Genomic DNA, 12,848 nt, shown 5'->3' on the forward strand with positions numbered 1-12,848 from the left:
TGCGCGTGGCACTCTGTGGGCGTGGCCCAGATCTCCCCGGCGAGCACCCCGGCTGAGTCCGCGGAGCTGTACCCGGGGGACATCAAGTCGGTGCTGCTCACCGCCGAGCAGATTCAGGCCCGCATCGCCGAGTTGGGCGAGGAAATCGGCAACCACTACCGCGACCTGGCCGCCGAGACGGGCCAGGACCTGTTGCTGATCACCGTGCTCAAGGGGGCGGTGATCTTTGTCACGGACCTGGCGCGCGCGATCCCGGTGCCGACCCAGTTCGAGTTCATGGCGGTCAGCTCGTACGGGTCGTCCACGTCGTCGTCGGGCGTGGTGCGGATCCTCAAGGACCTGGACCGCGACATCCACGACCGCGACGTGCTGATCGTCGAGGACGTCGTCGACTCGGGGCTGACCCTGTCCTGGTTGCTGCGCAACCTGAAAAGCCGGCAGCCGCGCTCGCTGCGGGTGTGCACGCTGCTGCGCAAGCCCGATGCGATGCGCGCCAAGGTCGAAATCGCGTACGTGGGCTTCGACATCCCCAACGAATTCGTCGTGGGGTACGGCCTGGATTACGACGAGCGTTACCGCGACCTGTCCTACATCGGCATGCTGGACCCGCGCGTCTACGAGCAGTAACGGGTCAGGCAAGTTCCCACACGGCGGTCACCGAAAAGCTCACCGTCTGCTCGCCCGGCTCTAGGGGAACCGCGGCCGCCGCGCGCGGCGGTGCCGACGGCGCCCCGGCCGCTGGCGCGGCGCCCGAGGCCTCCGAGATCGACAGCACCCTTCCCAGCCGCAGGCCCGACAGTTGGGCGTACTGGTCCGCACGGCTCTTGGCGTCGTTGAACGCCCGCGCGCGGGCATCCTTGATCAGCTGCGAGTCGTCGGCGATGGAGTAACTCACCGAGGTGATGCGGGTGGCGTCGCCGCCGGCGCCGACGATGACGGCCAGCATGCGCGACGCCGCGTCGGTCGGGTGGATCTTGACCTGGATCGCGTTGGTGGCGCGGTAGCCGGTGATGTTGGGGGCGGCGCTGGGTTCGGGGTTGCTGTACTGCGGCTGCAGCGTGACCGTGGTGGTGCTGATGTCCTTGCGGTCCAGGCCCGCGCCGGCCAGGGCGTTGATCACCGCTTGTTGGCGATCGCTGGTTTGGTTCATCGCGGAGGTGACGTCCGGGGCGGTGAACTCGATGCCGACGTTGGCGGTCAGCGTGTCGGGGACGCCCTGCACGTGGCCGGAGCCGACGACGGTCACCTGGCGCGGATTGGCGCCCGGCGGCGCGGCGGCGTGCTCGTCACAGGCCGCCAGCGCGGCGACGGTCACGCCGATCGCCGCGAAAGCGATCGACCTGCGGAGCAACTTGGGGGCGTTCGTTGCGATCGGCATGTGCGGACCTTAGCGCCACCGGTCGGCAATGCATAGTGTGTGCCGCGGCAATCGCATCAAGGGTCATGCCGCACGCTAAACATGTTGCTTTCCAGCAACTTTCGCCGCTTCCCCATAGGGGGCAGCGTATCCGATCCGCTAGTGGGTTGTGGCGCGCCGGGACGGTGCGCGCCTAACCTCTGAGCTGTTTGGTGGCGCCGCCCTCTCCGAAATCCGTTGATCGAACTCACTTTCGGGCAGGACCCCATGTCGCTGGTGATGGTCTGGCCCGAGGCGCTTGCGGCGGCCTGCCCCTGATGGGCTGCGTGACCCAGCCCCCTGCTGGAGGATGACGCAGAGCGGCGGATCAGCCGTCGATGTGCGTGGGTGGGTCGGCGAGGGCGAGATCCGCGGGGTGCTGATCGGGACCCATCAGGTCGCAGCGCCTGTCGGGCACCAGGTAAGAACTCGCGCCATGAGGGACCAGCTGGGGGGCCGCCACGCACCGTTGCCAGGTGCCGTCGGGCTGGACCGGTCCGTCGCACTTGCTGAGAAAGGCTCCGCCGTACTGGCAGCCGGCGCTGGCCGGCGGCGCAAAGGCGAGTAGGCCCGCGGCCACCAGCCAGGCGGCCAAACCTCCGGCGATGCTGCGCTTCATGGTTGCCTCCCGTCGCATCGCAGCTGGGACGTTGCCGACTACTTTGGGGTGGCGAATACCCCTTAGAGCCTCGCAGCACGCGGGACGGTCGGCAAGGCCGTTCGCCCTACGGCGTGACCAGGATCTTGCAGTGCCGCTCGGGATCGGCGAGGTCGTCGAAGGCCTGCCCCACCCCGTCCAGGCCCACCTCGCCGGTGATCAGCGGGGTGACGTCGATCTCGCCCTCGGCCAGCGCTCGCAGCGAATCGGCGAACTCGTCGGGCGTGTAGGCCAGGACGAACTGCACGCTGATCTCCTTGGCGATCGCGAAAAACGGATGCACGGTGTCGGGCTGCATGCACACCCCGGCGACCACCAGGCGGGTGCCCGGCCGGGCCCGCAGCAGCACGTCGTCGATGATCCCCGGCACCCCGACCGCTTCGAACACCACGGCGGGCTTGACGCTGTCGAACGGCGAACCCTGGCCGGCGTCCAGCGTCTGGTGGGCGCCCATCGCGGCCGCCAGCTCGCGGCGCTTCGGCGAAAAGTCCGACGCCACAATCGTTTCCACCCCGCGTGCGCGGAGGGCCGCGACGATGGCGATGCCGATGGGGCCGCAGCCCAGCACCAGGGCCGTCTCGTTCACCGCGATGTTCGACTTGTTGACGGCATGCAGCCCCACCGCCATGGGCTCGGTCAGGGCCGCATGCTTGAGGTCCAGGCCGTTGGGGATGGGCAGCAGCAGCGGCGCCGACAGCAGCATCCGCTCGGCGTAGCCGCCAATCGTGCTGTTGCTGTAGACGATCGGCTCGACGCCCTTGGCCGACAACAACACCGGAAGCGAGGTGACCAGCGTGCCGGGCTTGTGGGTCTCGGTGTCCGGCCCGGCCGCGAGCACCTCGGCGCTGAACTCGTGGCCCATGAAGATGTCGCGGCCCAGGTCGACGTCCATGCCGCCGGTGCCACGGGCCACCTTCGCCGTCATCGCCACCACGTCGGCCCCGTGGGCGGCGAAATGCAAATCGGAGCCGCAGATCCCACACGCCCGCACCCCGACTAGTACCTGACCGGGTTCGGGCACGGGATCGGGCACGTCGTCGCGGTACACCATGCGACCGTCCCGCAAAACCGAAGCGCGCATCAGCTTTCCGCCCCTTTCTGCTCGTCGACGTGCTCGGTGATGGCCTTGACGACGGCCTCACCGGCGCGGCCGATCAGTTGGTCGCGCTTGCCCCTGGCCCAGTCGTGCGACGACCGCGATGCCTCGAGCTGACCCTTGAAGTAGGGCATCACCTTTCGGGCGACCAGGTCATAGCAGTGGTAGGTCGCCTCCGGAGACGCCCAGTCGTGACCCAGCATCAACAGGGTGCCGAAGCCGCCGGAGCGCTCCAGCAGGTCCTCGATGTGCGCGATGGCGTCGTCGGGCGTCCCGATGCAGCAATTGCCTTTGGCCGCATAGTCTTCGACGAATTCGTACGGTGTTTGAGTCTCGCCGTCGACCGTGTTGGACAGCGGAACGAATCCTGCCGCCCCGAAGTAGTTCGCGAAATCGCGCAGGCCGTAGGTGCAATCCTGGATGGCCTGCTCGCGGGTGTCGGCGACGTGCATGATGCTCAGCACGCGCCAGCCGGCCCGGTCGGGCTCGTCGCGGCCGACTTTGGCGGCCTGCTCGCGCACCACCTCCCAGGTGTTTTCCAGCGCGGCGTAGCCGCCCGGCACCGACATCGACAGCGACAGCAGCGACGTCCCCAGCGCACCGGCCAGCCGCGGGCCGGACGGCGAAATCATTGCCGCCGTCGAGATTTCGGGGTAGGGCCAGGTGTACGGGCGGATGTGCAACTGGGCGTCCCGCAACGTGAACCAGTCGGTGTGGCGGTCGATCCGTTCGGTCGGCCCGGCACGGAACAACGCGAGGATCGCCTCGAGGGACTCCTGCATCATGTGCCGTTGGTCGACGGGGTCGATGCCCATCATGTACGCGTCGGACGGCAGCGCGCCGGGCCCCGCGCCGAACATCACCCGGCCGCGGGTCAGGTGGTCGAGCAGCACCCAGCGGTCGGCCACCATCAGCGGATGGTGGTAGGGCAGGGAGACCACGCCGGTACCCAGCCGGATGTGCTTGGTGCGTTCGGCCGCCGCGGCGATGAACACCTCCGGGCAGGCGATCAGCTCGTATCCGCCGGAATGGTGCTCACCGAACCAGGCCTCGTCGAAGCCGAGGCGGTCCAGCGCGACGACGCGTTCCATGTCGTATTCCAGTGCCACGGTTGGGGATTGGCCGATGGGGTGAAACGGCGTGATGAAGACGCCGAACCGCAGGGGCGCGTTCATCGCAGCTCCAATCCGTTGAGGAACTCCAGCAGGAGCGCGTTGACCTCGTCGGGCCGCTCCTGCTGCAGCCAGTGTCCCGCCCCGTCGATCATCACCTGGCGGTACGGCCCGGCGATCAGCTCGGTCGCCCGATCGGCGGGCGTGAACGTCAAGACCGGGTCGGCCGTCCCGCCGATAAACAGGCATGGGACATCGATCTTGGCGTCGGCGAGTTCGGCGGTGGTCTCCCAGTTGCGGTCGAAATTGCGGTACCAGTTCAGGCCGCCGGTGAACCCGGTGCGGGAGAATTCGCTGATGTAGTGGTCGAGTTCCTCCTGGCTCAGCCACTGCGGCAGCGCGTCGGGTTGGGCAAGGCGCTCGACGAAGCCCTCCGGGCCCGGGGCCAGCATCCGCAGCCCGGCCGCCGGGTCGCCGGTTGCGCCGATGCCGGCCATCATCCCGCGCAGGGTGCGGGCGGGATCGGCGTCGAGCTCGGCGTCGGCGACGCCGGGCTCCTGGAAGTACAGGATGTAAAAGAAGTTGTCCCCAAACCTCTTGCGCCACACCTCCGTCGGCGCTCGATGCGGGCGGGGCAGGGCCGGGACGCTGAGCGCCGCGACGGCCGTGACGCGCTCGGGGTGCAGCAGCGGCGCGTTCCATACAACGGCCGCGCCCCAGTCGTGGCCGACCCACACGGCGCGCTCGGCGCCGACGTCGTCGAGCAGCCCGACGATGTCGGCGGTCAGCTCGTGAATGTTGTACGCCTCGATCGCATTCGGGCGCGACGAGCCGCCGTAGCCGCGCTGATCGGGCGCCAGCACGTGGTAGCCGGCCTCGGCGAGGGCCGGTATCTGGTGCCGCCAGGAAAAAGCCAGCTCGGGAAAGCCGTGGGCGAGGACCACGACGGGCGCGCCGCGATCACCGGCCTCGGTCACCCGCAGCTGCACGCCGTTGGTGTCCACTAACCGTTCGGTTGATGAGCGCACCGTCCCACCAAATCACAACGGCCCCCGGCTGAGAAGGGCTCGATCTGGTTGGGATGGACGTAGATATCGCCGGCGGCGGCCGCGCATCATGGGGATACGGCGATCGAAGAAGGCGAGGTGGGTCGGCGGTGCGCATGGACCACGTCGTCCTGTGGACGAGGGATCCGCGGGCGGCCATCGATTTCTATTCGCGGGTCGTGGGGCTGGCGCCGGTGCGGGTGAGCGAATTCGAGGCCGGCGAGGCGCCGTTTCCAAGCGTGCGGGTCTGCGACGAGTCGATCATCGACCTGATGCCCATGGAGATGGCCGACGGTGTCGGGGCGGTCGCGAAGGCCGAAGGCAGCGCCGGCAATCCCGTCAACCACGTCTGTCTCGCGCTGTCCAAGGCCGAGTTCGACGAGCTGGACCGGCGTCTGCGGGCCGAGGGCGTCGATACCGGCGCGCGGATGAACCGCACCTTCGGGGCCCGCGGATGGGCGCCGGAGGCTTTCTATTTCGCCGACCCTGACGGCAACGTCATCGAGGCCCGCCACTACGAGTAGTTCGGGAACCCCCGGTCGTTAATCCTAAGGACGCGGCGACCCGCTTCACCCCGGCTCTGCCGGGGCTCGCGATCGCCGCGGAAACGATGGTGGCGACCCGCTTCACCCCGGCTCTGCCGGGGCTCGCGATCGCCACGGAAACGATGGTGGCGACCCGCTTCACCCCGGCTCTGCCGGGGCTCGCGATCGCCACAGGCGGTAGCCTGGACTTTTCCAGCTTCGTGTATCGGGGAAGGACCTGGCCGAAGAGGCCGATGATTGATGAACCGAAAAAACTTGATTCGCACCATCACGGCGATCGCCGTCGTGGTGGTGCTGGGTTGGTCGTTCTTTTACTTTAGCGACGACACTCGCGGTTACAAGCCCGTCGACACCTCGGTGGCGATGGCCCAGATCACCGGCGACAACGTCCAAAGCGCGCAGATCGACGATCGAGAACAGCAGCTCCGGCTGACCCTGAAGAAGGGCACCAAGGACACCGACAATTCCGACAAGGTCATCACCAAGTACCCCAGCGGATATGCCGTCGACCTCTTCAACGCACTGACCGCCAAGAACGCGAAGGTCAGCACGGTCGTCAACGAAGGCAGCATCCTGGGCGAGCTGCTGGTGTACGTCTTGCCGCTGCTGTTGCTGGTGGGTCTGTTCGTGATGTTCTCCCGGATGCAGGGCGGCGCCCGGATGGGCTTCGGCTTCGGCAAGTCCCGGGCCAAACAGCTCTCCAAGGACATGCCCAAGACCACGTTCGCCGACGTCGCCGGCGTCGACGAGGCGGTCGAGGAGCTCTACGAAATCAAGGACTTCCTGCAGAACCCCAGCCGGTATCAGGCGCTCGGCGCCAAGATCCCCAAGGGCGTCCTGCTCTACGGTCCGCCCGGCACCGGCAAGACGTTGCTGGCCCGCGCCGTGGCCGGCGAGGCCGGGGTGCCGTTCTTCACGATCTCCGGCTCGGACTTCGTCGAGATGTTCGTCGGTGTCGGCGCCTCCCGCGTCCGGGACCTGTTCGAGCAGGCCAAGCAGCACAGCCCGTGCATCATCTTCGTCGACGAGATCGACGCGGTCGGCCGCCAGCGCGGCGCCGGGCTCGGCGGCGGCCACGACGAGCGCGAGCAGACCCTCAACCAGCTGCTGGTCGAGATGGACGGCTTCGGTGATCGCGCCGGCGTCATCTTGATCGCGGCCACCAACCGGCCCGACATCCTCGATCCCGCGCTGCTGCGGCCCGGCCGCTTCGACCGGCAGATCCCGGTCACCAACCCCGACCTCGCCGGTCGCCGCGCCGTGCTACGGGTGCACTCCAAGGGCAAGCCGATCGCGCCGGACGCCGACCTGGACGGGCTGGCCAAGCGGACCGTCGGGATGACGGGCGCCGACCTGGCCAACGTCATCAACGAGGCGGCGCTGTTGACCGCCCGCGAAAACGGCACCGTCATCACCGGCGCGGCGCTGGAGGAGGCCGTCGACCGGGTGATCGGCGGCCCGCGGCGCAAGGGCCGGATCATCAGCGAGCAGGAAAAGAAGATCACCGCCTACCACGAGGGCGGCCACACCCTGGCGGCCTGGGCGATGCCCGACATCGACCCCGTCTACAAGGTGACGATTTTGGCCCGTGGGCGCACCGGCGGCCACGCGGTCGCGGTGCCGGAGGAGGACAAGGGCCTGCGCACCCGTTCGGAGATGATCGCCCAGCTGGTGTTCGCGATGGGTGGACGCGCCGCCGAGGAGCTGGTGTTCCGCGAGCCGACGACCGGCGCGGTGTCCGACATCGAGCAGGCCACCAAGGTGGCCCGCGCCATGGTCACCGAATACGGCATGAGCTCCAAGCTCGGCGCGGTCAAGTACGGCACCGAGCACGGCGACCCGTTCCTGGGCCGCACCATGGGAACGCAGGCCGACTACTCGCACGAGGTCGCCCGCGACATCGACGACGAGGTCCGCAAGCTGATCGAGGCGGCGCACACCGAGGCATGGGAGATCCTCACCGAATACCGCGACGTGCTCGACACCCTGGCCGGCGAGCTGCTGGAGAAGGAAACGCTGCACCGACCCGAGCTGGAGAGCATCTTCGCCGACGTCCAAAAGCGGCCGCGGCTCACCATGTTCGACGACTTCGGCGGCCGCATTCCCTCGGACAAGCCGCCGATCAAGACGCCCGGCGAGCTGGCGATCGAGCGCGGCGAGCCGTGGCCGCCGCCCGTTGCCGAGCCGGCCTTCAAGGCCGCGATCGCGCGGGCCAGCGAGGCCGCCGAAGCCGCGCGGGCGCACGCCGAACGAAATGCCAACGGCGGCAATGGTTCCCACGGCGGTCCGGGCGGCCGTCAGCCCGCGGCGCACGGTCCCACCCAACCGGACTACGGCGCCCCGGCGGGCTGGTACGCGCCGGGATGGCCACCGCAGCAACAGCAGCCGAACCACTGGTACCCCCCGGCCCAGCCGCAGCAGCCCTATTGGCCGCAGCCGCAGCCGCACCCACAGCCGGCGCCGAGTTATCCCGGCCAGCACGCCCCCCAGGCCTACGGGCACGGGCACCCGGCCCATCCGTCCTACCCGCCGTATCCTCCCTATCCGCCGCCCGGGCAGCCCGCCCCGGAGGCGGGAAAGTCGCCTGATAAGCAGGATGACGACGTGAGCCGGTCCAATCCGCCGGCCCACGGCTGACGAACGGAGGATTCCATGGCGCTACCGGATTTGGGCCCCGATACCCGCCACGCGACTCCACGCATCCGGGTGTTCGACCAGCAACGGGCCGAGAACGCGATCCGCGAGTTGCTCTTCGCGATCGGCGAGGACCCCGATCGGGACGGCCTGCAGGACACCCCGGCCCGCGTCGCGCGCGCCTACCGCGAGATGTTCGCCGGGCTCTACACCGAGCCCGACTCCGTCTTGAACACGATGTTCGACGAGGACCACGACGAGATGGTGATCGTCAAGGAAATCCCCTTGTACTCCACCTGCGAGCATCATCTGGTGTCGTTCCATGGGGTCGCCCACGTCGGGTATATCCCCGGCGTGGACGGCCGCGTGACCGGCCTGTCGAAGATCGCGCGACTGGTGGACCTGTACGCCAGGCGGCCCCAGGTGCAGGAGCGGCTGACCAGCCAGATCGCCGACGCCCTGGTGAACAAGCTCGATCCGCGCGGCGTGATCGTCGTGGTCGAGGCCGAGCACCTGTGCATGGCGATGCGCGGGGTCCGCAAGCCCGGCGCCATCACCACGACGTCGGCGGTGCGTGGCATGTTCAAGACCAGTCCGGCCTCCCGGGCCGAAGCGCTCGACCTGATCCTGCGTAAGTGAGCCCGCGCCTGTGCAGGTTATGGGAGTCCTGAACGTCACTGACGATTCGTTCTCGGACGGTGGTCGCTATCTGGATGCCGACGACGCCGTCGCGCACGGCCTAGAGATGGCCGCCGAGGGCGCGGGCATCGTCGACGTCGGGGGCGAATCCACCCGGCCCGGTGCCACCCGCGTCGACCCGCGGGTCGAGACGTCGCGCGTGGTCCCCGTCGTCAAAGCGCTTGCCGCCCAGGGCATTACGGTGAGCATCGACACCATGCACGCCGAGGTGGCGCGGGCGGCGCTGCAAAGCGGCGCGCGGATCGTCAACGACGTGTCCGGCGGGCGGGCCGATCCCGCGATGGCTCCGCTGCTGGCCGAGGCCGGCGTGCCCTGGGTGTTGATGCACTGGCGACCGGTGTCGTCGGACCGCCCGCACGAGGCCCCGTCCTACAGCGACGTGGTGGCCGAGGTGCGTGCCGAGCTGCTGGCTAGCGTCGACGACGCGGTGGCCGCCGGCGTCGACCCGGACAACCTCGTGATCGATCCGGGGTTGGGATTCGCCAAGACGGGACAACACAATTGGGCGCTGCTGCGGGCGCTGCCGCAGCTGGTCGCCACGGGGATCCCGGTGCTGTTGGGCGCCTCGCGCAAGCGGTTCCTCGGCACGCTGCTTGCCGGGCCCGACGGGTCGCCGCGCCCGCCCGACGGGCGCGAGACGGCGACGGCGGTGATATCCGCGCTGGCCGCGCTGTACGGGGCGTGGGGCGTGCGCGTGCACGACGTGCGCGCCACCGTCGACGCGGTCAAGGTCGTCGAAGAGTGGACGGCAACCGATGGCTGATCGAATCGAGCTGCGCGGTCTGGCTGTTCGCGGCCGGCACGGCGTCTTCGAGCACGAGCGCGCCGACGGCCAGGACTTCGTCGTCGACATCACGGTGTGGATCGACCTGGCCGCCGCCGCGGCCAGCGACGACCTCACCGACACCTACGACTACGGCGCGCTGGCCCAGCTGGCCGCCAGGGTCGTCGCGGGGCCGCCGCGCAAGCTGATCGAGGCCGTCGCCGGCGAGATCGCCGACCGGGTGATGGACGATGCCCGGGTGCACGCCGTCGAGGTGGTGGTGCACAAGCCGCAGGCGCCCATCCCGCATCAATTCTCCGACGTAGCCGTCGTGGTTCGCCGGTCGCGCCGCGGTGGCCACGGTTCGGTGATCCCGGCCGGTGGGGCCGTATGAGCCGCGTCGTGCTGTCCATCGGCTCCAACCTCGGGGACCGGCTGGCCCGGCTGCAATCGGTGGTCGACGGGCTGGGTGAGGACGTGCGCGCGGTCTCCCCGGTCTACGAGACCGACCCCTGGGGCCGGGTGGAGCAGGCGCCGTTTTTGAACGCGGTGCTGATCGCCGGGGACCCGACGTGCGACGGGCAGGGCTGGCTGCGGCGGGCGCAAAGGTTCGAACAGGCGGCGGGCCGGGTCCGCGGCGAACGCTGGGGCCCGCGGGCCCTCGACGTGGACCTGATCGCCTGCTACGAGCAGGGCGAAACCGAGGTGGTCGTCCGGGAACCCAACCTCACGCTGCCGCACCCGCTGGCCCACCTGCGGGCCTTCGTCATGGTGCCGTGGCTGGCCATCGAGCCGGACGCGCGGCTGACGGTGGCCGAGGGTGCGCGTCCCGTCGCGCAGCTGCTGGCCGAACTCGACCCCGCCGACCGAGCCGGTGTTCGGCTGTCCAGCCTCACGCTGCACCTCAACCCCAGACAAGATCCGGAACCGGAGCCCTGATGGGGCCGACCCGGAAGCGTGACCTGACGGCCGCGGTGGTCGGCGCCGCGGTCGTCGGCTATCTGCTGGTCCTCGCGCTGTACCGGTGGTTTCCGCCGATCACCGTGTGGACCGGCCTGTCGCTGCTGGGGGTGGCCATCGCCGAGGCGCTGTGGGCGCGCTACGTGCGGACCAAGATCAACGACGGCGAAATCGGCGTCGGCCCCGGCTGGCTGCACCCGCTGGCGGTGGCCCGCACCGTGGTGGTGGCCAAGGCGTCGGCCTGGGTCGGCGCGCTGGTGCTGGGTTGGTGGGTCGGCGTGCTGGTGTATTTCCTGCCGCGGCGGTCGTGGCTGCGGGTCGCAGCGGAAGACACCACGGGGGCGGTGGTGGCGGCCGTCAGCGCGCTGGCGCTGGTGGTGGCCGCGCTGTGGCTGCAGCATTGCTGCAAGTCGCCGCAGGACCCGACGGAGCACGGCGAGGGCGCGGAGAACTAGCGTGCCCCGACCGACCCGGCCGAGAATCGCCGGGGTCGCGCGACACGCGCAGTGACCTCCCGCAGGTACAGTGCAGGCCATGACCGTTCTGTCCCGCGGCGCCAGGGCCCGGCGCGGCGGCCGCAGGCCGGGGTGGGTGCTCTTGACCGCGTTGCTGGTCCTCGCCATGGGGGCCAGTTCCGCACTGGTTTTCACCAACCGGGTGGAACTCCTCAAGCTCGCTGTAATCCTGGCGCTGTGGGCCGCGGTCGCCGGTGCCTTCGTTTCGGTGCTCTACCGCCGCCAAAGCGACGCGGACCAGTCCCGTGTCCGCGACCTGAAGCTGGTCTACGACCTACAGCTGGACCGCGAAATCTCGGCCCGCCGCGAGTACGAGCTGACCGTGGAGTCCCAGCTGCGCCGCGAGCTGGCCTCCGAGCTGCGGGCGCAGGCCGCCGACGACCTGGCGGCGCTGCGGGCCGAGCTGAGCGCGCTGCGCACCAGCCTGGAGATCCTGTTCGACACCGACCTGCAGGAGCGCCCGGCGCTCGAGACCCAGGACAGCGAGGCGCCGCGCGCCCGCGCGTATAGCGACTGGGAGCGCAACGGCGAGGCCGCCCGCGACTGGGTGCCCAGCGATCGCGTCGCGTCGGTCCCGACCGACAACCCGCCCAGCCGGGCCGACGAATCCGCGATCATCGACGTGCCCGAGGAGCCGCTGTTGCCGCCGCGGCAGCCCCCACCCGCGGCGGAACGCGGGCGGGCCCCATACGACGCGCCGCAGGACGCTCGGTACGTGGTCTCGCAGGAGCCGCCGTACATGACCGCGCCGCCGCCCCCGCCGGAGGCGCGGTTCGCGACGCCCCCGCCGCCACCGCCGCAACCGGAGCCGCCACAACCGGAGCCGCCGCAACCGGAGCCGCGGCCCCAGCCGCAGGATTGGCAGCCGCTCGCCGGGAACGGGCAGTGGCAGCCGCCCGGAGCCCCGGGAAGCCAGCGGGGCGGCGCCGATCCGGCCGGCGAGCCGTCCGGGGGGCGGCGCGCCCGGCACTACAGCCCCGACGAACGCGTGGGCGGCGCGCCCGTCGACCCGAGCCCGCCGCCGTACAGCGAGGCCGGCCGCCGCGCGCGGGCGCGGCATTCGGCCGAGTACCGCGACTACGGTGTAAGCAACGTCGGCGGCGCGAACGAGCCGCCACCTCCCGCCTCCGGCGCCCCGCCGCCCCCTGCCTACCCGACGCCGGCACCGCCCGCCGCGCCGCCACCGCAGATGGCCCCGCCGCCGCACGCCGAACGGGCACCCCGGCATCTCGGCGCCGACCCGCTGGCTCGCGGCCCGGGCGGCTCCACCGACGGCCCGCCCAGCGGCGGCCAGTCGGTCGCCGACCTGCTGGCGCGGCTGCAGGTGCAGCCTTCGGGAGGCGGCCGCCGCCGCAGACGCGACGGTCGCGACGAGTGAGCTGGGAGCCTCCTCACATTGGGTGCCACCTGAGAATCGACTAAAG

The 12,848-nt window shown here is 70.2% G+C and carries 14 protein-coding genes; 9 read left to right on the forward strand and 5 right to left on the reverse strand.

The window, feature by feature from the left end:
- Positions 1–15 precede the first annotated feature (15 nt).
- On the forward strand, positions 16–627 hold the full coding sequence (gene hpt / locus AWC19_RS18130) for a hypoxanthine phosphoribosyltransferase (RefSeq protein WP_085079441.1): 612 nt from the start codon (positions 16–18) through the stop codon (positions 625–627).
- A 4-nt stretch (positions 628–631) separates the two neighbouring features.
- Here hpt and AWC19_RS18135 read toward each other — a convergent pair whose 3' ends face one another.
- The 5 genes from AWC19_RS18135 to AWC19_RS18155 all read right to left on the reverse strand — a co-directional run bounded on the left by AWC19_RS18135 (position 632) and on the right by AWC19_RS18155 (position 5,290).
- Positions 632–1,378, reverse strand: coding sequence for an SIMPL domain-containing protein (locus tag AWC19_RS18135; protein WP_085079442.1), 747 nt, complete (start codon positions 1,376–1,378; stop codon positions 632–634).
- A gap of 346 nt (positions 1,379–1,724) precedes the next feature.
- Positions 1,725–2,015 (reverse strand): CDGP domain-containing protein, encoded by a 291-nt coding sequence (locus AWC19_RS18140; protein WP_085079443.1) that lies wholly within the window; start codon positions 2,013–2,015, stop codon positions 1,725–1,727.
- 106 nt (positions 2,016–2,121) lie between these two features.
- Positions 2,122–3,135, reverse strand: a complete 1,014-nt coding sequence (locus AWC19_RS18145) for a zinc-binding dehydrogenase (RefSeq protein ID WP_085079444.1) — start codon at positions 3,133–3,135, stop codon at positions 2,122–2,124.
- Positions 3,135–4,325, reverse strand: coding sequence for an LLM class flavin-dependent oxidoreductase (locus tag AWC19_RS18150; protein ID WP_085079445.1), 1,191 nt, complete (start codon positions 4,323–4,325; stop codon positions 3,135–3,137). The genes AWC19_RS18145 and AWC19_RS18150 overlap by 1 nt, the downstream gene beginning before the upstream one ends.
- Positions 4,322–5,290, reverse strand: a complete 969-nt coding sequence (locus tag AWC19_RS18155) for an alpha/beta fold hydrolase (RefSeq protein ID WP_142281280.1) — start codon at positions 5,288–5,290, stop codon at positions 4,322–4,324. Before AWC19_RS18155 ends, AWC19_RS18150 begins: the two co-directional genes overlap by 4 nt.
- A gap of 128 nt (positions 5,291–5,418) precedes the next feature.
- Between AWC19_RS18155 and AWC19_RS18160 the strand changes: the two genes are divergently transcribed.
- The 8 genes from AWC19_RS18160 to AWC19_RS18195 all read left to right on the forward strand — a co-directional run bounded on the left by AWC19_RS18160 (position 5,419) and on the right by AWC19_RS18195 (position 12,802).
- Positions 5,419–5,832 carry a VOC family protein gene (locus AWC19_RS18160; RefSeq protein WP_085079446.1) on the forward strand — a complete coding sequence of 138 codons (414 nt, stop codon included), beginning with the start codon at positions 5,419–5,421 and terminating at the stop codon, positions 5,830–5,832.
- Positions 5,833–6,093: 261 nt separating this feature from the next.
- Positions 6,094–8,490 (forward strand): ATP-dependent zinc metalloprotease FtsH, encoded by a 2,397-nt coding sequence (ftsH, locus tag AWC19_RS18165; RefSeq protein WP_085079471.1) that lies wholly within the window; start codon positions 6,094–6,096, stop codon positions 8,488–8,490.
- Between the two features lie 15 nt (positions 8,491–8,505).
- Complete coding sequence (gene folE, locus AWC19_RS18170; protein ID WP_085079447.1) at positions 8,506–9,126, forward strand: GTP cyclohydrolase I FolE; 621 nt, start codon at positions 8,506–8,508, stop codon at positions 9,124–9,126.
- A gap of 19 nt (positions 9,127–9,145) precedes the next feature.
- Positions 9,146–9,949, forward strand: coding sequence for a dihydropteroate synthase (gene folP, locus AWC19_RS18175; protein ID WP_085079448.1), 804 nt, complete (start codon positions 9,146–9,148; stop codon positions 9,947–9,949).
- Positions 9,942–10,343: a dihydroneopterin aldolase gene (gene folB, locus AWC19_RS18180; protein ID WP_085079449.1), complete on the forward strand. Its 402-nt coding sequence runs from the start codon at positions 9,942–9,944 to the stop codon at positions 10,341–10,343. The genes folP and folB overlap by 8 nt, the downstream gene beginning before the upstream one ends.
- Complete coding sequence (gene folK / locus AWC19_RS18185; protein ID WP_085079450.1) at positions 10,340–10,888, forward strand: 2-amino-4-hydroxy-6-hydroxymethyldihydropteridine diphosphokinase; 549 nt, start codon at positions 10,340–10,342, stop codon at positions 10,886–10,888. Before folB ends, folK begins: the two co-directional genes overlap by 4 nt.
- Entirely contained in the window at positions 10,888–11,364 is a 477-nt protein-coding gene (locus tag AWC19_RS18190; RefSeq protein ID WP_085079451.1) for a DUF3180 domain-containing protein, read from the forward strand. Before folK ends, AWC19_RS18190 begins: the two co-directional genes overlap by 1 nt.
- Positions 11,365–11,443: 79 nt before the next feature.
- Positions 11,444–12,802 carry a DUF6779 domain-containing protein gene (locus AWC19_RS18195; RefSeq protein ID WP_085079452.1) on the forward strand — a complete coding sequence of 453 codons (1,359 nt, stop codon included), beginning with the start codon at positions 11,444–11,446 and terminating at the stop codon, positions 12,800–12,802.
- Positions 12,803–12,848 lie beyond the last annotated feature (46 nt).

Source organism: Mycobacterium palustre (genome assembly GCF_002101785.1).
Lineage (GTDB): Bacteria > Actinomycetota > Actinomycetes > Mycobacteriales > Mycobacteriaceae > Mycobacterium > Mycobacterium palustre.